The following is a 19,631-nucleotide window of genomic DNA, read 5'->3' as shown; positions in this document are numbered from 1 at the left end:
CGGCAGCGCGGCCGCGCTCAGCCCTCGAGGGCGGCGAAACGCTCGATCGCGCGGCTGTCGCCCGACACGATGATCAGGTCGTGGTTGCTGATGACCGTCTCGGGCGTGGCCTCGACGAACGCGCCTCCGGGGCTCTTCACTCCGACGATCGTGATGCCGTACTTCGTGCGGATGTTCGACGCGGCCAGGGAGGCGCCGCGGACGGGCTTCGGCGGGTACATCTTGACGATGGCGAAGGCGTCGTCGAACTCGATGTAGTCGAGCATCCGGCCCGAGACGAGGTGCGCGACGCGCTCGCCGGCCTCGCGCTCGGGGTAGATGACGTGGTTCGCGCCGATGCGGGCGAGGATCTTGCCGTGCGACTGGCTGATCGCCTTCGCCCAGATCTGGGGCACCTTCAGGTCGACGAGGTTGGCCGTGATGAGCACGCTGGCCTCGATCGACGAGCCGACGGCGACGACCGCGATCGAGAAGTCCTGGGCGCCGATCTGCTTGAGCGCGTCGATGCTGCGGGCGTCCGCCTGCACGGCGTGCGTCACGCGGTCGGCCCACTTCTGCACGAGGCCGGCGTCGGTGTCGACGGCGAGGACGTCGCGGTCTTGTCGTTCCAGCTGCCCGGCGGTCGCGGCGCCGAAGCGGCCGAGGCCGATGACGAGCACCGGGGCGTCGTGCTTGATCTTGTCAACCAACGATCGGTCGCTCCTCGGCTCTCGTGAACAACTGGCGTCGCTGGCTGGCGGCCAGGGCGACGGAGAGTGTCACTGTACCAACGCGGCCCATCCACATCGTGACCGCCAGGATGTACTTCGCCGAGTCGGGGAGGCGTTCGGTCAGGCCCGTGCTGAGGCCCGAGGTGGCGAACGCCGAGATGGACTCGAACAGCACGTGGTCGAGGGGCTCCTTGGTGATGTGCATGATGAGGATGCTCGACACGGCGACGATCGTGGCGCCCCAGAGGACGACGCTGACGGCCAGGCGCAGGACGTCGCTGGGGATGCGGCGGCCGAAGGCCTCCATCGACCGCTGACCGCGCGCCTCGGCGAAGGCCGCCAGGAAGAGCACCGCGAGCGTCGTCACCTTGATGCCTCCGGCGGTGGACGCCGAGCCGCCGCCGATGAACATGAGCATGTCGGTGACGAGCAGCGACGACCCGTTCAGGTCGGAGATCTGGATGGTCGAGAACCCGCCCGAGCGCGTCATCATGCTGAGGAAGAGCGACTGGAACACCGTCGGGCCGGCCTCGATGCCGCCGAACGTCTTCGGGTTGTCGAACTCGAGGACGATGTACAGCACCATGCCGAACACGATCAGGATCGCCGTCGTCAGCAGGGTCAGCTTGACGTGCACCGACCAGCGGCGCGGGTTGCGGGGGTTCCGGGCCAGGGCGTAGATCACCGGGAACCCGATGCTGCCGAGGAAGACCCCGATCATGATCAGGCTGAGGAACCAGTAGTCGTTCTCGAAAGCGGCCAGCCCCTCGGCGTTGGGCGTGAAACCGGTGTTCGTGAAGGCCATCGCCGAGTAGTAGAAGCTGTCGAGCACGGCGTCTCCGACGGGGATGCCGTCGATCAGCATGCGGGGGATCATCAGCAGGGCGATGGCCAGCTGGATGACGAACGAGCTGAGCGCCACCGTCGTCAGCAGCCCGCCGATCTCGCCGAGTCGGACGGCCTGCCCCTCGGGCACCGGGCCCGCGTGCACCCGCAGGGGGTTCTGGTCGCCGGCCGCCATGAGACGGGCGCGCAGGCCGAGCTTCCGCGAGACGACGAGGCCCATGATCGAGGCCAGGGTGAGCACCCCGATCGCGCCGATCTGCACGCCGACGAAGATGACGACGTGGCCGAACAGGGACCAGTGGGTCGCCATGTCGACGGTCGCGAGACCGGTCACGCAGATGACCGAGACGGCCGTGAAGACCGAGTCGGCCAGGGGAGTGATCGTCCGGTCGGCGGACGAGATCGGCAGCGAGAACAGCAGGGTGAAGACGACGATCAGGCCGGTGAAGATCAGGATGGCGAAGCGCGCGGGCGACTTGCGACCGATGTCGTCGATCGCGTCGCTGAGTCTGCGCCAGGGCGAGCGGCCGGGGTCCGAGGGGCGGCGTCGACCGGCGACGGGGGCGCGAGTCACGCCGGTCATGCTATCCCGGCCGACGCCGAGGCCGCGTGCGCCCCGGGTCACTACGCTGGTCGCATGCCGGACATCTTCGCCGTGATCGCCGACGCCACTCGCCGAGACCTCCTCAAGGTGTTGCTCGACGCCTCGATGTCGACCGACTCCGTCAACGCCGACATCAGCGTGGGCGAGATGGTCACGTCGCTCGGCATCAGCCAGCCCACGGTCTCGAAGCACCTCCGCGTTCTCCGCGAGGCCGGCCTGGTCAGCGTCCGTGAAGAGGGTCAGCACCGGTACTACTCGGTCGAGCCGGGGCCGCTCGAAGCGGTCGAGGACTGGCTCATCCCGTTCGTCAGTGCCGACTCGCTGGTCTCGGACGCGTTGACCAGCACGCCGTTCGCGGCCTGGGCCGGGGCCACCGTGCCCGCGCCGCTGCGGCGGGCGGCCGAGAACCTGCCCGACGCCGAAGACGTCGGCAGCACGCTGGGCCGCTACGTGGCCGGGGCCCAGCACCGCGCCTCCTCGGCCCTGCACGACGCGCAGAGCGCGCTTGGGGCCCTCGACGAGCGCGTCATCGACCCGGTGCGCAAGCGCCTGGGGCGCACCGGGCCCTAGCGCCGACCCTTCCTTTACACCGAGTCACACGCGCCCCTAGAGTTGCCCTCAGGCACACGGGAAACACTCGTCTGCTCCACAGCCCCGGCACGGGGCCCGAGTCGAGGCAGGGTCATGTCGCAGGATCTCTCCGATGTGCGGTTCCTCACGGTCGCCGAGGTGGCCGACATGATGCGCGTGTCGAAGATGACCGTCTACCGCATGGTGCACTCGGGCGAGCTGCCGGCGATCCGCTTCGGGCGCTCGTTCCGCGTGCCCGAGTCGGCCGTCGCGGCCGTGCTGCGGACCGGCGTCGCCGACGTCGGCTGAGCCACTTCGACTTTCTCGAGCCGTCCTAGTAGACTGACCCGAGGCATTTTTCCGCGGTTCTGTTTCGGACCCGGTCGGTCCAATCCAGAAATCAGTGAGGTCCTCTATGGGTTCTGTCATCAAGAAGCGTCGCAAGCGCATGGCGAAGAAGAAGCACCGCAAGCTGCTTCGCAAGACTCGTCACCAGCGTCGCAACAAGAAGTAGTCGTTGTACGCGAAGGCCCCCGCCGACCACCGGTCGCCGGGGGCCTTCGTCGTGCCAGGGGCAGCCGCGGCCGTCGCTACCCTTGTGGGCATGGCCGAACCGCGAATCACCCTGTTGACCAAGCCGGGCTGCCACCTCTGCGACGACGCCCGGTCGGCCCTGCACGAGGTGCTGGCCGAGCCCGAGTTCTCCGCTGCCGAGCTGGCCGTCGACGAGAAGAACATCCTCGACGACGCCGCGCTCACCGCCGAGTACGCCGAAGAGATCCCCGTCGTCCTGCTCGACGGCCGGGTGCACACGATCTGGCGCGTCGAGCCCGAGCGCCTGCGGACGGCGCTCCGCGCTTCTTTCGCTTGATTCACACGCCCAATATTTCTTCTTCCAATTAACCGTGTCAGATGGCACGCTCTTTCTGAGTGCAAAGATGCACAGATTGGAAGAGAACATGATCTGGAAGAACAGCACGACCTGGCCGTCGATTGCTGTAGTGCTCATGCTGGTGATGATGTTGATCGCCGGAACAGGGAGTGGGGCATTTGCTGCTGATCAGCCCGACGACGCGGAGGCCGTCATGTCCGTTGAGAGCGAGGGGCACGTGGTTTCTTTCGTGTCGGGCGGAAACCCGCGAGGGTTGTCGTCTTCGCCCCGAACGCGTCAAGGTGGGAGCAACGCGGAGGCAGGCGCGGACGGGCAGTACATCCGTGTTCTGAGCGAGCGAGAGCTAGTCGACTTTGGTTTCGAGGTCCTGATCGACGGGCGTCCGGCTCGTCTCGAACTCGACGAACGGGGAGGCGTGCGGATCTTGGACGACAACGGATCTGCCATCAACTCGCTCGCGCCACCCGTGGCCATCGACGCGGAGGGACAGGATCTTCGTTCGTCTTACGAGATAGTCGGCAACACTGTCCGGCAGCGCTTGGACGATGTGCCAACGACGTTCCCCGTGACGATCATGGCGCGACTCGAGTGCAATTTTCAGTTCTGTACCGTGATGTACAGCCGTAACGAGACGCGGCAGCTGACCAATTCAGGTCTTGTGGCAGCACTGATCGCCGCAGCGTGTGGGCCTGTCGGATGGGCCTGCGGAATCGCGACGGCGGCGATGGTGCAGACGGCGAATTCGGCGGTGGCCCAGGGGCGGTGCGTGGGTATCAGGCGCACGACGTTGCCAAGCCTGGTCACTTGGCCCGTCATCGAGAATTGCCGACAATGAATCAACGAGGAACTGACCGTGTTGTTCCTCGTCGGTCAGTGACAGTTAGCTATGCCCCTCCGACTCGTGGAGGGCTGTTGCTCGCCATCGTCATGATGGCCGGGGGGCTTGAGTTGCACGCCACGGGCGTGCTGGGGCGGTTCGATCAAACGGTGGTGCTACTCGTGTTCTTGGTGCTGGTCGGCGGCTTGCCGCGAGTAGTCGCCAGTGGCAGCGGGTGGTGGCGGACGCGAGCGAAGGAAGTCCCGGCGGCGGTCGTTTTCGGTCTGGGCCTTCTCGTCACGATCACAGCCGTCTCCTTGAGCGAACGGACGTCGTCGCCCGTGCCGACCATCGCGGCTCTAATGGTGCTGGGTCTCTTCGCCCTTGTCGCTTGTTCGAGGGCCGTCGCCGTCGGTCCCATTCACCGCACAAAGCAGGGCTGACGAAAGGGGGGCGGTCCGGTCTCATTCGAGACCGGACCGCCCATCAACCGATTCGTGCGGCGCGCCTACGGCTGGAGGCGCGTGGGGCCGCGGAAGAGGAAGGTCACTTCGCGCAGGTTCGCCTGGTGCAGCATGAGCATCAGCACCCGGGCGAGGCCCATGCCGAAGCCACCGTGCGACGGGGCGCCGTAGCGGAAGAAGTCGAGGTAGCCCCCGAGCTCTTCGGGCTTGAGGCCCTTCTCACGGATCTGCTGCTCGAGCACGTCGATGCGGTGCTCGCGCTGGGCGCCGGTCGAGATCTCGGTGCCGTTGAAGATCAGGTCGTAGCTCTTCGTCAGCTGCGGGTCGTCGTCGTGACGCATGTGGTAGAAGGGCCGGATCGAGATGTCGTAGTCGGTCAAGAAGACGAACTCGTGGCCGAACTCCTCGCGCACGTACTCCGAGATGCGACGCTCGCCCTCGGGGTCCATGTCGGCGTCGGCGCGGGGCACCTCGTAGCCGCGCTCGGCGACGATGCGCTTGGCCTCGGCCAGCGGGATGCGCGGGAAGGGCGTCGACGGGACGGTCACCTCGACGTCGAAGAGCGCCTGGATCTCGTCGCCGTGCTTCTCCTTCACGGCAGAGAAGGCCGCCACCAGCAGCTCTTCGTGCATGCGCATGACGTCCTCGTGGCTGTCGACGTAGCTGATCTCGGCGTCGACGCTCGTGAACTCGGTGGCGTGACGCGAGGTGAACGACGGGTCGGCCCGGAACACCGGCGCGATCTCGAAGATCTTGCCGAAGCCGGCCGTCTGGGCCATCTGCTTGAAGAACTGCGGGCTCTGCGCGAGGTAGGCGGCGCCCTCGAAGTAGTCGACCTTGAACAGCTCGGCGTTCGACTCGCTCGCCGTCGCCATCAGCTTGGGGGTGTGGATCTCGACGAAGTCGCGCTCGATCCACCAGGTGCGCAGGGCGTGCTCGAACGTGGTCTGCACGCGGAATATCAGCGAGTTGCGCGGCACGCGCAGGTCGAGGAAGCGGTAGTCCAGGCGCTTGTCGATGCCGCTGTCGGCGGCGATCGGGGTCTCGGGGTCGGCCAGCGAGTCGATGACCAGGGTCTCGACCTTGACCTCGATGCCCCCGAGCTTGACGCGCTCGTCGTGCTTGAGCTCGCCCGTGACCGTGACGAAGCTGCCCTGCGAGAGGGACGAGATGGCGTCGGCGACGTCGTCGGTCTCGCCGGCCGCCTCGAGCACGTCGGCGGCGGTGCGGGGGCGGACCAGCTGCAGCGCGCCGGTCTCGTCGCGCAGGACGACGAACTGCACCTTCTTCTGGTCACGCACCGTCTCGACCCAGCCGGTCACGGTCACGGGTCCGTCGGGCGACGCGGACAGGTCTTTGATGAGGGTGCGTTCGATCACGAGGCCCGAGTTTACAGTCACCGCCCCACCGCCCCGCGCGGGGTCGTGCAGGGCGCCGCCGAGCTTGGCGGTTTCCGTGTGGGAGGTGTGGAGGCGGCCCCGACCTAGACTCGTCTGCATGCCCGCGCAGCAGATCCACCTCGTCCGGCACGGTGAGGTGCAGAACCCCGAGCACGTGCTCTACGGCCGCCTCGACGGGTTCGGGCTCAGCGACCTCGGCCACCGCATGGCGGCGGCGTCGGCCGAGGCCTTCCGTGAGCAGGGCGTCCCCGTCCGGGCCCTCTTCGCCTCTCCGCTGCAACGCACCCGCGAGAGCGCGGCACCGTGGGCGTCGGCGTTCGGCCTCGAGACCCAGGTCGACGAGCGCCTGATCGAGCCGACGAACAAGTACGAGGGGCGCCGGTCGGACTTCAGCGTCGCCAAGCAGCTCAAGGTGCCCGCCGAGTGGCCGTGGATCGTCAACCCGCTGAAGCCCAGTTGGGGCGAGGCCTACGTCAGCATCGCCGCCCGCATGCTGTCGGCCGTCGACGAGGCCTGGTCGAGCGTCGACGACGGCGACGTCGTCCTCGTCAGCCACCAGCTGCCGATCTGGATGGTCCACCGCAGCGTCACCGGCGCGCGGCTGTTCCACGACCCGCGCCGCCGCCGGTGCACGCTGTCGAGCATCACCACGCTCGAGCGCCGCGAGGGGGGCTTCGTCGAGGTCGGCTACCAGGAACCCGCTGCACACTTGAACCAGTCCGCCGTCGACCTGGGAGCAGTGTGAGCCAGACCATCCGCCCGATCCGAGCCCGATCCGTCGTCCGCGGCCTGGCCCTGGCCGCCGTCGTCGCCCTCGTGGCCACGGGGTGCTCGAGCACGGCCGACGACCTCGCGCAGCAGTACGGCAACGGCACGACCGAGAACTACATCTCGGGCAACGGCACCGTCACCGAGATCGCCCCCGAAGACCGCACCGACCCGGTCGAGTTCACCGCCGAGACCGACGCCGGCGAGACCGTGTCGCGGTCCGACCACGACGGCGAGGTCGTCGTCCTCAACTTCTGGTACGCCGCGTGCCCGCCCTGCCGCCTCGAGGCACCCGAGCTCGAGAAGCTCAACCAGGCCTACGCCGGCAAGGGCGTGGAGTTCCTCGGCGTCAACGTCCGCGACCAGGCCGACACCTCCCTCGCCTTCGCCCGCACCTTCGACGTCACCTACCCGTCCGTCGTCGACGCCAACGACGGTGCCGTGCAGCTGGCGCTGGCCGGCACCATCGCGCCCAACGCCGTGCCGACGACGATCGTCCTCGACGAGCAGGGGCGCATCGCGGCCCGCATCCTCGGCGGTCTCGACGGCCCGGGCATCCTCGACACCCTGATCTCCGACACCCTCGCCGAGACGTCCTAGGTGTACCAGGGCAATCCCTTCTTCGACGCGGTCGTGGGCGGACAGCTCGCGGTCGGCCTGCCCGTCGCCCTGTTGGCGGGCCTCATCTCGTTCCTGTCGCCCTGCGTGCTGCCGCTCGTGCCCGGTTACCTCGGCTACGTCGGCGGCCTGACGACGGGGGCGACCGAGATCGGCGCCAAGCGGCGGGACCGTCGACGTCTGGTGCTCGGGGTCGTCCTGTTCATCCTCGGCTTCTCGGTCGTCTTCGTGGGCACGTCGCTCGCCTTCGCCTCGGCGGGGTTCTGGCTGATCCAGTGGCGCGAGGTCGTCACGCGGGTCATGGGCGTCGTGGTGATCCTGCTCGGCCTCGTCTTCATCGGGCAGTTCACGTTCCTGCAGCGAACCCTCAAGCCGGGCTTCCTGCCGAAGACGGGCCTGGCCGGGGCGCCGCTGCTCGGCATCGTCTTCGGCATCGGCTGGACGCCGTGCATCGGCCCGACCCTCGCGGCCGTGCAGGTGCTGGCGCTCGGCTCGGGTTCGGCGTGGCAGGGCGTCCTGCTGGGTGCGTTCTACTGCATCGGCCTCGGGGTGCCGTTCCTGCTCGTCGCGCTCGGCTTCGGCTGGGCCTCACGTTCCATCTCGTTCGTCAAGCGGCACATCCGCGTCGTCAACATCGTCGGAGGGTCACTGCTCGTGCTCATCGGTCTGCTCATGGTCACGGGCCTCTGGTCCAGCCTCATGTCGCACGTCGGGGCGGTGATCGCGAGCTATGGCACGATCGTCTGACCGCGACGGGGTCGACGCGACCCGCGCCTCCTCGTCCACCGCGACCGACGCCGACCTGGGCGACGTCGACACGACCGACGTCGGCGGCGACCCGCTGCGTCCGAGCGACCACATCGACTCGGTCCGGCCCGCATCGGACGAGGGGTCGGGCATCACGCAGCCCCGACTCGGCCCGGTCGGTTACCTCCGCTTCTTCTGGCGTCAGCTGACCAGCATGAAGACGGCGCTGTTCCTGCTCATGCTGCTGGCCGTCGCGGCCATCCCCGGGTCGCTCGTGCCCCAGCGCACCTCCGACCCCAACGGCGTCGTGCAGTACCGCACCGACCACCCCGACCTGTTCCCGGTGCTCGACAAGCTCGGGGTCTTCGACACCTACTCGTCGCCGTGGTTCTCGGCCGTCTACCTGCTGCTGTTCATCTCGCTGATCGGCTGCATCATCCCGCGCACGCGGCACCACTTCGAGGCGCTGCGGGCGCGTCCGCCGAAGACCCCGGCGCGCCTGTCGCGCCTGGCCGGCTACCGGTCGATCACGCTCGAGACCGCGCGAGGCGCGACGAGCGCGGGTGACGCCTCGATCACGGCCGCCCGTGCCGTCGAGGCGGCCCGTGCGCAGCTGAGGCGCTCCGGCTACCGCACCCAGGTCTTCGGCGACTCGGTCAGCGCCGAGCGCGGGTACCTGCGCGAGACCGGCAACCTGGTGTTCCACTCGGCTCTGGTCGGCGTGCTGCTCACCGTCGGCGTCGGCGGCGGCTTCGGGTACTCGGGCCAACGCGTCGTCGTCGAGGGCCAGACCTTCTCGAACGTGCTCGGCTCGTACGACTCGTTCAACCCGGGGCGCTGGTTCGACGAGTCGCAGTTGTCGCCCTTCTCGATCGCGCTCGACAAGTTCTCGACCCGGTACGCGCCCGACACCGACGGTGCGGCCGGCATGGCCACCGACTTCACGGCCGACGTCACCGCCACGGCGCGAGGCGGCGACGCCGAGAAGACGCAGATCAAGGTCAACTCGCCGCTCTCGATCGGCGGCTCGAACGTCTACCTGCTGGGCAACGGCTACGCGGTCGACGTGACCGTCCGCGACGGCGAGGGCAACGTCGCTTTCCGCGACACCGTGCCCTTCCTGCCGCAAGACACCAACCTCACGTCGCTGGGCGTCATCAAGGTGCCCGACGCCCTGCCCGAGCAGCTCGGCATGATCGGGTTCTTCTACCCCTCGGCCGTCGACCTCGGCACGGGCGCGCTGTCGTCCGACGACCCCGACACGACGAACCCCGTGCTCAGCCTCAACGTCTACTCGGGCGACCTCGGCCTCGACCAGGGCGTGCCGACCTCGGTCTACACGCTGACCACCGACGGGCTGACCCCCCTGGCCGGCACCGACGACGACGCGCAGGAGAAAGCGATCCAGCTCACGCCGGGCGAGACCGCGACGATCCCCGACGGCCTGGGCACCATCACGTTCGACGGCGTCAAGCGCTTCGCCTCGTTCGACATCCACCACGATCCCTCGCAGGTCTGGGTGCTGCTCTTCGCCGGGCTGTCGTTCGCGGGCCTGCTGACGGCGCTCTTCGTGCCCCGCCGTCGGGTCTGGGTCAAGGCGACCGAGACCGACGGGGGAGTCCGACTCGAGTACGCCGGCCTCGCCCGCGGCGAGGACCCGACCCTCGGCCGGGCGGTCGGCGAGATCGCGAAGGCGCACCTCGGCGGCCTCGGCGTCCCGACCGACGTCGCCCGCGAGGTCGCGGACGACCCGGCCCGTCACGACGTCGAGAAACCCGGCCCCGGTGCGGGCGACCGCGGACGTAAGATCTGATCGTGACCGCCGACCTCGCCTACTACTCGCTCGTCGCCGTGTACTCGGCGATGGCCATCTACACGATCTCGTTCGTGGCCTTCGCCCTCGACCTGGCGAAGCGGTCCGGTGACGCCCAGCAGGCCGCGGCCCGGGCCGCCAAGGCCGAGGCCGTCGCCACCGCGACCGTCTCGCGTTCGGCCGCCGGGGGCAGCACGGTCGTCCTCGACCGTCCGACCGGCGGCTCTGGCCCGTCGACCGCCGCGGTGACGGGTGCCCCGGCCAAGGCCTCGAGCTTCGAACGCGTCGCCATCGCCATGATGCTGCTCGGGTTCGTCGTGCACGTCGCCTCGGTCGTCCTGCGCGGACTCGCCGCCGGCCGGGTGCCGTGGGCCAACATGTTCGAGTTCTCGTTGACCGGGACGGCCATCATCGTCGGGGTCTACCTGGCCGTGCAGTTCGTGGTCAACCTGAGGTTCCTCGGCGCCTACGTCATGGGCCTCAACCTCGTGCTCCTGGCGATCGGCACCGTGAACTACTACGTGGCCGTCTCGCCCCTGCCCCCGGCACTGCAGTCGGCGTGGCTGGTCATCCACGTCTTCGTGGCCATCCTCGGCACGGCGTTCTTCGCCATCGCCGCCGGGCTGTCGGCCGCCCAGCTCGTCCAGACGAAGCGCGAACAGGCGAAGCTCGCCGGCCTGCGCTTCATGGACACCCTGCCCGGGGCCGAGCGCCTCGAAGACCTCGCGTACCGCATCGCACTGGTCGGCTTCGTCCTCTGGACCTTCACCCTCATCGCCGGCGCCATCTGGGCCGAGCGGGCCTGGGGTCGTTACTGGGGCTGGGACACCAAAGAGGTCTGGACCTTCATCATCTGGGTGCTCTACGCCGGGTACATCCACGCTCGGGCGACCCGCGGCTGGCGCGGCGCGCGGTCGTCGTGGCTGTCGATCATCGGCTTCGCCGCGGTCATGTTCAACTTCTCGGTCGTCAACGTCTTCTTCAAGGGTCTGCACGCCTACTCGGGGCTGTGATCGACCGACGCACCGGACTGGCGCTCTGACCGAACGACAGCCTGCGACCCGGCCTCGGCCCGCGACCCGGCTTCAGCCGGCGAGGACGGCGTAGGAGGCGCTCAGCCGCCCCAGCCACACCTCGCGCCGGTCGTCGTCCACGGCGTGCCGTCGTAGCAGGTCGACGTCGACGTCGACCCTGCGCACCTCGACGGCACCGTCCACCGGCAGCAGCGGTTCGCGGGTGACGTCGGCCCCGAGCAGCGCGGCTGTGCCGAGGCCGCAGTCGTGGCGGAGGTCGGGCACGGCGGCGGCGAGGTGTGCGCCCATGCTGAGCCCCACCGACGTGTCGATGGCGCTCGAGACGACCACCGGCAGTCCTGCCGCGGCGACGATCGCGAGGGCGGCCGGGATGCCGCCGAGCGGCTGGGCCTTGATCACGAGCAGGTCGGCGGCGCCGGCGCGGGCGACGGCCAGCGGGTCGGCGGCCTTCCGGACGCTCTCGTCCGCGGCGACCGGGATGCCGAGGCCGGCGACGCGACGTCGCAGCTCCGCCAGCTCGGGCACCGTGGCGCAGGGCTGTTCCGCGTACTCCAGGCCGAACGGGGCCAGGCCGACCAGCGCCTCCTCGGCCTCTCGGACGCTCCAGCCGCCGTTGGCGTCGACGCGCACGCGGCCCTCGGGCCCGACCCACTCGCGCGCCGCGGCGACACGGGCGACGTCGTCGGCGAGCGTCTGACCGCGCTCGGCCACCTTGACCTTCACGGTGCGGCAGCTCCGGTACCGCGAGAGCACCTCGGGCACCCGCTCGGCGGCGACGGCGGGCAGGGTCGCGTTGACGGCCACCCGGCGGGTGCCGACCGGGGGCAGCCGGCCCCAGCCGAAGTCGATCGTGGCCGCGAGCCAGGCGGCGGCCTCGGCGGGACCGTACTCGACGAACGGGCTGAACTCGGTCCAGCCCGACGGCCCCTCGACCAGCAGGGCCTCGCGCTCGTCGAGGCCTCGGAACCGTGTGCGGAGGGGGAGGCGCACGACGTGGGCCCCGTCGAGCAGTTCGGCCAGGGGAGGCAGGGCGGGTGTGGGGGCGGCGACGGGGGAGCGGTCGGCGGTCGGCATCCGCTCAGTGTCGCACCGGTGGCCCCGGTAGGGTCGTGCGTCATGGTCGACCGCGAACCCGTGCCCGCCCGAGAGCCCGTGGGCCCCGACGACGACGACGACTACGGCGACGACGACGTCGCCGTCGCCGACGGGGCCGGTGCCGCCCGCCGCGACGGGCCCGACGGTCTCGAGGTGTTCGACGGGCCCGGTCACGACGAGTCGACGCCGGCGCCCCGCAGCCGTCGCCTGGGCGTCGTGACCTTCGTGCTCGCGGTCGCGCTGCTCGCCCTCGACGGGCTCGCGCTGGGCCTGCTCGCCGCCGACGTCGTCGGGCCGGCGGCCGTGCTCGCCCTGGTCACGCTGCTGGCCTCGATCGTCGTCGGGGTCGTGGCCCTGATCGCCGTCGCCATGCGCCGGGGTCGGTGGTGGGGCGTGGCGGCGTTGCTGCTCAGCGTGCTGGCCAACCCGTTCGTGCTCGTCCGGCTGATCGGGCAGTTCGTCTCGACGGTCTGACCGCGGTCCGACCGCGGTCGGGGCGAGGTCGGACCCCGTCGGTAGGCTGGCGACATGGCTTCCGAGGTGTCCGACCTGTTCGATCCGACCGAGTGGCGCAGCGTCGACGGCTTCGACGCCCTGACCGACGTCACCTACCACCACAGCGTCGACGGTCGGGTGGCCCGGGTGGCCTTCGACCGGCCCGAGGTCCGCAACGCCTTCCGGCCGCGCACGGTCGACGAGCTGTACCGCGTGCTCGACGACGCCCGGATGAACAGTCGCATCGGGGTCGTCCTGGTGACCGGCAACGGGCCCAGTGCGAAAGACGGGGGGTGGGCGTTCTGCAGCGGCGGCGACCAGCGCATCCGCGGTCGTGACGGCTACAAGGCCGAGGGCGACCAGGCGAACGTGCCCGACCCGGCGTCGGCGGGTCGCCTGCACGTCCTCGAGGTGCAGCGGTTGATCCGGTTCATGCCCAAGGTCGTCATCGCCGTGGTGCCCGGGTGGGCGGCCGGCGGAGGGCACTCGCTGCACGTCGTCTGCGACCTGACGATCGCCAGCCGCGAGCACGGTCGCTTCAAGCAGACCGACGCCGACGTCGGCTCGTTCGACGCGGGCTACGGCAGCGCCTACTTCGCCAAGCAGATCGGTCAGAAGTTCGCGCGCGAGGTATTCTTCCTCGCCGAGGAGTACAGCGCGGACCGCGCCTACGAGATGGGCGCCGTCAACCGCGTGGTGCCCCACGCCGACCTCGAGCGCGAGGCTCTCGCCATGGCGCGAACAGTCCTCACGAAGTCACCGACGGCCATCCGCATGCTCAAGTTCGCCTTCAACGCCACCGACGACGGCATCGTCGGCCAGCAGGTGTTCGCCGGCGAGGCGACCCGTCTGGCGTACGGCACCGACGAGGCCGTCGAGGGGCGCGACTCGTTCCTCGAGAAGCGCGCGCCCGACTGGTCGCCGTACCCCTGGCAGTACTGATGCCGTCGTCCGCGACCTCGTCGAGGTCGCACCCCGCGGCGGGGTGCCCCCGAACGGCCCGCAGGAGGCGCCGCGCATGACCCGCCCCCTGGTCGCCGTCGACGCCCGCGACGCCGGTGCCGTGCTCGACGCGCTCCGGGTCGCGCTCGGGGGTGGTCCCGCCGTCGCGCCCCGGACCGACGACCGCGTGCCCGCCGACCTGCCGCCCGTGGTGCCGCAGGCCGTGTCGCTCGTCGTCGAGACCAGCGGGTCGAGCGGTCGCCCGAAGCGCGTGGCCCTGTCGTCCGACGCGGTGCTCGCGGGGGCCGCCGCGGCGGACGGGGCCCTGGCCGGCCCGGGCCGGTGGGTGCTGGCCCTGCCGGCGCACTACGTCGCCGGCCTCAACGTGCTGGTGCGGTCGATCACCGCGGGCACCGACCCCGTGCTTCTCGCCCCCGGGCACTTCGACGTCCGGGCGTTCGTCGAGGCCGCCGCCGGTCTCGAACACCCCGTGCGGTACTCGTCCCTCGTGCCCGCGCAGCTCTCGGTCGCGCTCGACGCGGCCGAGGCCGACCCGGGGGTGGCCGACGTGCTGCGCCGGTTCGACGCCCTGCTGGTCGGTGGACAGGCCACGCCGGGCGTCCTCGTCGAGCGGGCGCGTCGGCTCGGGGTGACGCTCGTGCGCACCTACGGGTCGAGCGAGACGAGCGGGGGGTGCGTCTACGACGGCGTGCCGGTCGGGCGCACGCGCGTCGAGGTCGTCGACGGGCAGGTCGAGCTGAGCGGACCGTCGCTCGCCGAGGGGTACCTCGACGATCCCGAGCGGACCGAGGCCGCCTTCACCACGCGCGACGGGCACCGCTGGTACCGCACGGGCGACGCCGGCACGGTCTCGCCCGACGGAGTCCTCGCCGTGACCGGGCGGCTGGACGACGTGATCGTCTCGGGCGGCGAGAAGGTGTCGCTGGGCGTGGTCGAGCGGGTCGTGCGCGAGCAGCCGGGCTTCGGCGACGCCGTCGTCGTCCGTGCGACGCACGCCCGGTGGGGCGAGGTGCCCGTCGTGGTGACCGCCACCGCGCCTCCTGTGTCGTCCCTCGGGCCGTCGGCGGTCGACGAGTTGTCGGCGCTGCGCACGGCCGTGGCCACCCTGGCGGGTCGCGCCGCGGCACCCGACCGCATCGTGCGCGTCGAGACGCTGCCCTTGCTGGCCAGCGGCAAACCGGACCGCGTCGGGCTGACGCGGCTCGTGGCCGGTCTCGCGGCAAGCTGATAGCCCGCTGCGAACTAGACTCGGGGTCGTGGCGAAGACGAAGACCTCGACCCCCCAGCGCAGGGGCCGCCCCGGCGGCCGACCCGGCGGACGACCCGGAAAGCAGCCGGTGCGTCGGGTGACCCCCCGCGACTGGATCGGCGGCGCCCGCCTGCGCACCCTGCCGCTCGGCATCGCGCCGGTCGCCCTCGGCACCGGCGTCGCCCGGGCGAACGGCGGGTGGGACCTCACCCTCGCGCTGCTCTGCCTCGGGGTCGCCGTGTTCTTGCAGATCGGCGTCAACTACTCGAACGACTACTCCGACGGCATCCGGGGCACCGACGACTTCCGCGTCGGGCCGTCGCGCCTGACCGGCTCGGGCAGCGTCCGACCGACGACCGTACTGCGGGTGGCCCTGGCGTTCTTCGCGCTCGCGGCCGTGGCCGGCGTCGTCATCGTCGTCATCACCCAGATCTGGTGGCTGCTCGCCGTCGGCGCCGCGGCCGTCGTCGCCGCCTGGTTCTACACCGGCGGCAAGCGGCCCTACGGCTACAACGCACTCGGCGAGCTGTTCGTCTTCGTGTTCTTCGGGCTGGTCGCCACGGTGGGCACGACGTTCGTGCAGCTGCGCGAGTTCCCGTTCGACGCCTGGGTCGCGGGCATCGCCGCCGGCCTGTTCGCTTGCGCCGTGCTGATGATCAACAACGTGCGCGACATCCCGCAAGACACCGCGGCCGGCAAGCGCACCCTCGCGGTCGTCGTGGGCGACCCGGTGGCCCGCGCGCTCTACGCGCTCTTCCTGCTGCTGCCGTTCTTCATCCTGGTCTACTTCGCGTTCCTCTACCTGCACGCGCCGTACGTCTACTTCGCCCTGATCGTGGCGGTGCCCGCGGCGGTCATCGGCGTCACGGGCAAGACTCCCCGCGAGTTGATCCTGGCCCTGCAGCTGTCGTCGCTCTCGGCCCTGGTCTGGGCGCTCGCCCTGTCGGCCGCGCTCTTCTTCTAGCGAGAACCGCGCAGAGCACGCGACCCGAGCGCTTCAGACCTGGTCGCCGGGTCGCCGTTCGCGCTGCGCGTCGGCCTCGTCGTCGGCGAGGGCCTCGTCCTCTGCGGCCGAGTCGTCGTCGAGGCGGGCCGGACGCGACCGGCGCTCGGCGAGGTCGATCGCGACGCGGCGGCGCAACGGCGCGAAGAAGAGGTACGAGACGCAGAAGCCGACCACCGCGGCGATCAGCGTCGCCCACAGGGGGTCGAACCGCAGCACGAGCAGGACGCCCAGCACGACCGCGAACAGGCCGAGGCGGACGATCGAGTACTTGAGCCAGGGTTTCACGACGTGGAGTCTACGGTCCGTCGGGTGTGCGTCCGCCGCGCGGTGGGCACCCGGCACGGGCCGGGCGGGCCCCGCCCGGGAGGCGCGGTGAGGCGCCGTCCCGTGCGGCACGTCACAGCTCGGCAACGCCCGCGCCACCATCAGGCGTTGCACCGGATCGAGACCTAGGATCGGCTCATGGTCAGGCTCTTCATCGTGGGCATCGTCGCCGCGGCAGCGTTCGTCATCTTCGCGCTCATCGACTGCCTGTTCGCAGACGCCTCGCGGTTCCGCGCGTTGAACAAGCCCCTCTGGGCCCTCATCATCGTCCTCCTGCCCGTCATCGGCGCGGTGCTCTGGTTCGTCCTCGGCCGGGCCCGCAAGAACGGCCGTCCGGCGGCGCCGCGCACCATCGCGCCCGACGACGATCCCGAGTTCTCGGGGTCGTCCTGGCGCACGACGAGCGACCTCGACCGCGAGACGACCGACGAGCGCATCCGTCGGCTCGAGCAAGAACTGCTCGACCTCGACAACGACGACAAGACCGGCAAGCAGTAAGTGGCCAGCCCCTCGACCGAGTACGCCCTGTCGCTGCTCGGGGCCCTGGTCGACGCGGGGGTCCGCGACGTCGTCCTCAGCCCCGGGTCACGCAGCCAGGCGCTGGCCCTGGCGGCGGCCGAGTTCGAGGGTGCCGGGCGGCTGACGTTGCACGTCCGCATCGACGAGCGGTCCGGGGGCTTCCTCGCCCTCGGCCTGTCGGCCGAGACCGGCGTGCCGACCGTCGTCGTCACCACGTCGGGCACCGCCGTGGCGAACCTCCACCCCGCCGTCCTCGAGGCCCACCACTCCGGCGTGCCGATGATCGTGCTCAGCGCCGACCGTCCGGTCGAGATGCGGGGCATCGGGTCGAACCAGACCACCGTCCAGCCAGGGCTCTTCGCCACGGCCGTGGGCTGGGTGCGCGACGTCGAGGCACCCCGCCGCGGGCCGGTCGACCACGAGGCCGTCCGGTCCCTGGCCCGTGACGCCGTGGCCGAGGCCCTGGGCGGCGACTCGCACGGTCCGCTCGCCCGGTCGCGGGGGCCGGTCCAGGTGAACGTGGCGTTCCGAGAGCCCCTCTCGTCGGGCGAGCAGACGCTGCCCCCCGCCCAGCCCGAGGCCGTCCGGCCGCCGCCCGCGGTGGCGCCGACCCCTCTCGAGGTCGACTCGGAGCCCGCGACCCTGGTCGTCGCCGGCCACGCCGCCGGCCCCGAGGCCGAGGCGCTGGCGAGGGCGCTCGGTGCGCCTCTCGTGGCCGAGGTGTCCAGCGGCGCACGCTTCGGCCCGCACCTCGTGTCGTCCTACCGCGCCCTGCTCGACGACGCCGACTTCGGCGGTCGGGTCCGCCGCGTGGTCGTGTTCGGGCACCCGACGCTCAGCCGTCAGGTCCCCGCCGTGCTGACGCGAGAGGGTGTCGAGGTCGTCGTCGTCCGGGCAGCCGGGGCCGAGGCGTACGACCCGAGCCGCTCGGCCCGCGTCGTCGAGGCCGTCGAGGCGACCCGCGCCTCCTCGGGGGCAGGTTCGCCCCACGACCCGGCTCACCGGGCCTGGGTCGGACGCTGGGTGCACACGGGCCGCCGACTGCTCGAGGCCGGAGTCGAGGCCGAGGCCGAGGGCGGGGTCGACGGGCCGGCCGAGACCGGCGCAGACGACGACGCGGCGGGTGACCGGAGCGAGGCCGCCGAGCGCGCCGAGTTCTTGCGACGCGAGGTGCAGCTGCTGCGGCGGCCGGTCACGCGCCGTGCCCTGGCCGACGCCCTCTGGCGCGTGAGCTGGCCGCACGACCGGCTCGTGCTCGGGGCGTCCCGGCTGATCCGAGAGCTCGACCAGGTCGTGCCGGGCAAGAAGATCCCGGTCCACGCCAACCGGGGCCTCGCGGGCATCGACGGCACCGTCGCGACCGCCACCGGCATCGCGCTGGCCAGCCAGCGAGACGACCCCGCCGCGGGCACGACCCGCGTCCTGGTGGGCGACCTGACCCTGCTGCACGACGTCGGGTCGCTGCTGCTGGGCCTCGGCGAGACGCGTCCGCGACTGCAGGTCGTCGTCGGCAACGACGGCGGCGGCACCATCTTCGACGGGCTCGAGGTGGCGGCGACGGCGTCGGCCGAGGCGATGACCCGCGTGCAGTTCACGCCGCACGACGTCGACCTGGCCTCGCTCGCCCGCGCCTACGGCTGGCAGCACGTCGAGGCGGCCACCCGGGCCGAGCTCGACCGGGCCCTCGTGGCCCGGTACGACGGCCCGGTGCTGATCGAGGTGCCGCTCGCTCGCTGACCGTCCGCCCCACGACGCGGCGCGGCAGCGCGACCGGTCGTAGGGTCGGGGGCATGGCCAAGACGTGGACGACCCCGCCCTCCCAGTCCCTCCGAGCCGGCGAGGGCTTCGTCCTCGCCGACGTGGACACCTCGTCGACACCCGGATTCGAGGGCGACAAGTCGTACTCGCAGCAGGTGCTCGAGTCGGGGCGCGAGACGCTCGGCGAGCTGCAGGAGAAGCTGTTCGCCCAGAGCCGCAGCGGCGGCAGCACGGGCAACGTGCTGCTCGTGCTCCAGGCGACCGACACCGCGGGCAAGGGCGGCATCGTGCGTCACGTCGTCGGGGCCGTCGACCCGCAGGGCGTGGCCCACCACGCGTTCAAGGCGCCGACCCCCGACGAGCTCGCCCACGACTTCCTGTGGCGGGTGCGTCGTGAGCTGCCCGGCCCCGGCATGATCGGCGTCTTCGACCGGTCGCACTACGAGGACGTCCTGATCGGCAAGGTGCGACGCCTCGCCCCGCCCGAAGAGATCGAGCAGCGGTACGCCGACATCGTGGCCTTCGAGGACGAGCTCGTCGCGAACGGCACCACGCTCGTCAAGGTGATGCTGCACATCTCGTCGGACGAGCAGAAGGAGCGCCTCGCCGACCGTCTCGATCGCCCCGAGAAGCACTGGAAGTACAACCCGGGCGACCTCGAGGAGCGCCTCGTCTGGGACGACTACCAAGAGGCCTACGAGACCGCGATCCGTCGCACCTCGACCGAGACCGCCCCGTGGTTCGTCGTCCCCGCCGACCGCAAGTGGTACGCCCGGGTGGCCGTCCAGAAGCTGCTGATCGACGCCCTCGCGTCGCGGGGCCTCGACTGGCCCGCCGCGCAGTTCGACGTCGACCTCGAGAAGACGAAGCTCGCGACGTCGTAGGGCTGCGCAGCCCGCGCCGACGTCACCGCTGACGGGCCTCGGGGGACGATCTCGC

Annotated in this window: 23 protein-coding genes; 18 read left to right on the top strand and 5 right to left on the bottom strand. The window is 70.9% G+C overall.

What is annotated here, in order from left to right; genetic code table 11:
- Positions 1 to 17: 17 nt before the first annotated feature.
- Entirely contained in the window at positions 18 to 689 is a 672-nt protein-coding gene (locus tag ASG05_RS04870; protein ID WP_056257882.1) for a TrkA family potassium uptake protein, read from the bottom strand.
- Positions 682 to 2,139: a TrkH family potassium uptake protein gene (locus ASG05_RS04865; protein WP_056257879.1), complete on the bottom strand. Its 1,458-nt coding sequence runs from the start codon at positions 2,137 to 2,139 to the stop codon at positions 682 to 684. The genes ASG05_RS04870 and ASG05_RS04865 overlap by 8 nt, the downstream gene beginning before the upstream one ends.
- A 54-nt stretch (positions 2,140 to 2,193) precedes the next feature.
- Here ASG05_RS04865 and ASG05_RS04860 point away from each other — a divergent pair, with 54 nt between their 5' ends.
- The 6 genes from ASG05_RS04860 (at position 2,194) to ASG05_RS04840 (ending at position 4,882) form a co-directional block, all read left to right on the top strand.
- Positions 2,194 to 2,730 carry a helix-turn-helix transcriptional regulator gene (locus ASG05_RS04860; RefSeq protein ID WP_082486367.1) on the top strand — a complete coding sequence of 179 codons (537 nt, stop codon included), beginning with the start codon at positions 2,194 to 2,196 and terminating at the stop codon, positions 2,728 to 2,730.
- A 114-nt stretch (positions 2,731 to 2,844) separates the two neighbouring features.
- The gene (locus tag ASG05_RS04855) at positions 2,845 to 3,039 is read left to right on the top strand and encodes a helix-turn-helix domain-containing protein (protein WP_056257878.1); all 195 of its coding nucleotides are present in this window, start codon (positions 2,845 to 2,847) and stop codon (positions 3,037 to 3,039) included.
- Positions 3,040 to 3,145: 106 nt separating this feature from the next.
- On the top strand, positions 3,146 to 3,244 hold the full coding sequence (locus ASG05_RS15725; protein ID WP_003792170.1) for a 30S ribosomal protein bS22: 99 nt from the start codon (positions 3,146 to 3,148) through the stop codon (positions 3,242 to 3,244).
- Between the two features lie 90 nt (positions 3,245 to 3,334).
- Complete coding sequence (locus ASG05_RS04850) at positions 3,335 to 3,601, top strand: glutaredoxin family protein (protein ID WP_056258504.1); 267 nt, start codon at positions 3,335 to 3,337, stop codon at positions 3,599 to 3,601.
- 34 nt (positions 3,602 to 3,635) lie between these two features.
- Positions 3,636 to 4,457 (top strand): hypothetical protein, encoded by an 822-nt coding sequence (locus ASG05_RS04845; protein WP_157490052.1) that lies wholly within the window; start codon positions 3,636 to 3,638, stop codon positions 4,455 to 4,457.
- Positions 4,458 to 4,534: 77 nt separating this feature from the next.
- Positions 4,535 to 4,882 (top strand): hypothetical protein, encoded by a 348-nt coding sequence (locus tag ASG05_RS04840; protein WP_157490051.1) that lies wholly within the window; start codon positions 4,535 to 4,537, stop codon positions 4,880 to 4,882.
- 65 nt (positions 4,883 to 4,947) lie between these two features.
- On the opposite strand, the gene aspS is transcribed toward ASG05_RS04840, so the two are convergent.
- Positions 4,948 to 6,282, bottom strand: coding sequence for an aspartate--tRNA(Asn) ligase (gene aspS / locus ASG05_RS04835; RefSeq protein WP_056257870.1), 1,335 nt, complete (start codon positions 6,280 to 6,282; stop codon positions 4,948 to 4,950).
- Between the two features lie 118 nt (positions 6,283 to 6,400).
- Here aspS and ASG05_RS04830 point away from each other — a divergent pair, with 118 nt between their 5' ends.
- Genes ASG05_RS04830 through ccsB form a run of 5 tightly spaced genes read left to right on the top strand, consistent with a single transcriptional unit; the run spans position 6,401 to position 11,262 of the window.
- Positions 6,401 to 7,048, top strand: coding sequence for a histidine phosphatase family protein (locus ASG05_RS04830; protein ID WP_056257867.1), 648 nt, complete (start codon positions 6,401 to 6,403; stop codon positions 7,046 to 7,048).
- Positions 7,045 to 7,671, top strand: coding sequence for a TlpA disulfide reductase family protein (locus ASG05_RS04825; protein WP_056257864.1), 627 nt, complete (start codon positions 7,045 to 7,047; stop codon positions 7,669 to 7,671). The genes ASG05_RS04830 and ASG05_RS04825 overlap by 4 nt, the downstream gene beginning before the upstream one ends.
- Positions 7,672 to 8,436: a cytochrome c biogenesis CcdA family protein gene (locus ASG05_RS04820; protein ID WP_056257861.1), complete on the top strand. Its 765-nt coding sequence runs from the start codon at positions 7,672 to 7,674 to the stop codon at positions 8,434 to 8,436.
- Positions 8,420 to 10,249 (top strand): cytochrome c biogenesis protein ResB, encoded by a 1,830-nt coding sequence (locus tag ASG05_RS04815; protein ID WP_082486366.1) that lies wholly within the window; start codon positions 8,420 to 8,422, stop codon positions 10,247 to 10,249. The genes ASG05_RS04820 and ASG05_RS04815 overlap by 17 nt, the downstream gene beginning before the upstream one ends.
- A gap of 2 nt (positions 10,250 to 10,251) precedes the next feature.
- Positions 10,252 to 11,262 carry a c-type cytochrome biogenesis protein CcsB gene (ccsB, locus tag ASG05_RS04810; RefSeq protein ID WP_369814033.1) on the top strand — a complete coding sequence of 337 codons (1,011 nt, stop codon included), beginning with the start codon at positions 10,252 to 10,254 and terminating at the stop codon, positions 11,260 to 11,262.
- Between the two features lie 72 nt (positions 11,263 to 11,334).
- On the opposite strand, the gene ASG05_RS04805 is transcribed toward ccsB, so the two are convergent.
- Positions 11,335 to 12,357 carry an o-succinylbenzoate synthase gene (locus tag ASG05_RS04805; protein WP_056257856.1) on the bottom strand — a complete coding sequence of 341 codons (1,023 nt, stop codon included), beginning with the start codon at positions 12,355 to 12,357 and terminating at the stop codon, positions 11,335 to 11,337.
- A gap of 42 nt (positions 12,358 to 12,399) precedes the next feature.
- Between ASG05_RS04805 and ASG05_RS04800 the strand changes: the two genes are divergently transcribed.
- From ASG05_RS04800 to ASG05_RS04785, 4 genes are all read left to right on the top strand, one after another.
- Positions 12,400 to 12,852, top strand: coding sequence for a hypothetical protein (locus ASG05_RS04800; protein ID WP_056257853.1), 453 nt, complete (start codon positions 12,400 to 12,402; stop codon positions 12,850 to 12,852).
- Positions 12,853 to 12,906: 54 nt separating this feature from the next.
- Positions 12,907 to 13,815 (top strand): 1,4-dihydroxy-2-naphthoyl-CoA synthase, encoded by a 909-nt coding sequence (locus ASG05_RS04795; RefSeq protein WP_056257851.1) that lies wholly within the window; start codon positions 12,907 to 12,909, stop codon positions 13,813 to 13,815.
- A gap of 76 nt (positions 13,816 to 13,891) precedes the next feature.
- Positions 13,892 to 15,064, top strand: coding sequence for an AMP-binding protein (locus ASG05_RS04790; RefSeq protein WP_056258501.1), 1,173 nt, complete (start codon positions 13,892 to 13,894; stop codon positions 15,062 to 15,064).
- A 28-nt stretch (positions 15,065 to 15,092) separates the two neighbouring features.
- Positions 15,093 to 16,049 (top strand): 1,4-dihydroxy-2-naphthoate polyprenyltransferase, encoded by a 957-nt coding sequence (locus tag ASG05_RS04785; RefSeq protein ID WP_369814032.1) that lies wholly within the window; start codon positions 15,093 to 15,095, stop codon positions 16,047 to 16,049.
- A gap of 33 nt (positions 16,050 to 16,082) precedes the next feature.
- On the opposite strand, the gene ASG05_RS04780 is transcribed toward ASG05_RS04785, so the two are convergent.
- Complete coding sequence (locus ASG05_RS04780; RefSeq protein ID WP_056257845.1) at positions 16,083 to 16,376, bottom strand: DUF4229 domain-containing protein; 294 nt, start codon at positions 16,374 to 16,376, stop codon at positions 16,083 to 16,085.
- Between the two features lie 177 nt (positions 16,377 to 16,553).
- Between ASG05_RS04780 and ASG05_RS04775 the strand changes: the two genes are divergently transcribed.
- The 3 genes from ASG05_RS04775 to ASG05_RS04765 are packed head-to-tail and all read left to right on the top strand — an operon-like array spanning position 16,554 to position 19,576.
- On the top strand, positions 16,554 to 16,913 hold the full coding sequence (locus tag ASG05_RS04775; protein ID WP_056257842.1) for a PLD nuclease N-terminal domain-containing protein: 360 nt from the start codon (positions 16,554 to 16,556) through the stop codon (positions 16,911 to 16,913).
- Positions 16,914 to 18,671: a 2-succinyl-5-enolpyruvyl-6-hydroxy-3-cyclohexene-1-carboxylic-acid synthase gene (gene menD, locus ASG05_RS04770; protein ID WP_056257839.1), complete on the top strand. Its 1,758-nt coding sequence runs from the start codon at positions 16,914 to 16,916 to the stop codon at positions 18,669 to 18,671.
- Between the two features lie 53 nt (positions 18,672 to 18,724).
- The gene (locus tag ASG05_RS04765; RefSeq protein ID WP_056257836.1) at positions 18,725 to 19,576 is read left to right on the top strand and encodes a PPK2 family polyphosphate kinase; all 852 of its coding nucleotides are present in this window, start codon (positions 18,725 to 18,727) and stop codon (positions 19,574 to 19,576) included.
- The last annotated feature ends 55 nt before the right edge of the window (positions 19,577 to 19,631 follow it).

Source organism: Frigoribacterium sp. Leaf186 (assembly GCF_001423905.1).
Lineage (GTDB): Bacteria > Actinomycetota > Actinomycetes > Actinomycetales > Microbacteriaceae > Frigoribacterium.
The sequence above is the reverse complement of the archived record's forward strand: the minus strand, read 5'-3'. Positions and strand labels throughout refer to the sequence as shown.

Excerpts from the sequence above, each read along its gene's own strand:
- ASG05_RS04795 (WP_056257851.1), top strand. The coding sequence starts at position 12,907 with ATGGCTTCCGAGGTGTCCGACCTGTTCGATCCGACCGAGTGGCGCAGC.
- ASG05_RS04850 (WP_056258504.1), top strand. The coding sequence starts at position 3,335 with ATGGCCGAACCGCGAATCACCCTGTTGACCAAGCCGGGCTGCCACCTC.
- ASG05_RS04800 (WP_056257853.1), top strand. The coding sequence starts at position 12,400 with ATGGTCGACCGCGAACCCGTGCCCGCCCGAGAGCCCGTGGGCCCCGAC.
- ASG05_RS04865 (WP_056257879.1), bottom strand. The coding sequence starts at position 2,139 with ATGACCGGCGTGACTCGCGCCCCCGTCGCCGGTCGACGCCGCCCCTCG.
- ASG05_RS04765 (WP_056257836.1), top strand. The coding sequence starts at position 18,725 with ATGGCCAAGACGTGGACGACCCCGCCCTCCCAGTCCCTCCGAGCCGGC.
- ASG05_RS04815 (WP_082486366.1), top strand. The coding sequence starts at position 8,420 with ATGGCACGATCGTCTGACCGCGACGGGGTCGACGCGACCCGCGCCTCC.
- ASG05_RS04790 (WP_056258501.1), top strand. The coding sequence starts at position 13,892 with ATGACCCGCCCCCTGGTCGCCGTCGACGCCCGCGACGCCGGTGCCGTG.
- ASG05_RS15725 (WP_003792170.1), top strand. The coding sequence starts at position 3,146 with ATGGGTTCTGTCATCAAGAAGCGTCGCAAGCGCATGGCGAAGAAGAAG.
- ASG05_RS04775 (WP_056257842.1), top strand. The coding sequence starts at position 16,554 with ATGGTCAGGCTCTTCATCGTGGGCATCGTCGCCGCGGCAGCGTTCGTC.
- ASG05_RS04855 (WP_056257878.1), top strand. The coding sequence starts at position 2,845 with ATGTCGCAGGATCTCTCCGATGTGCGGTTCCTCACGGTCGCCGAGGTG.
- ASG05_RS04805 (WP_056257856.1), bottom strand. The coding sequence starts at position 12,357 with ATGCCGACCGCCGACCGCTCCCCCGTCGCCGCCCCCACACCCGCCCTG.
- ASG05_RS04830 (WP_056257867.1), top strand. The coding sequence starts at position 6,401 with ATGCCCGCGCAGCAGATCCACCTCGTCCGGCACGGTGAGGTGCAGAAC.
- ASG05_RS04860 (WP_082486367.1), top strand. The coding sequence starts at position 2,194 with ATGCCGGACATCTTCGCCGTGATCGCCGACGCCACTCGCCGAGACCTC.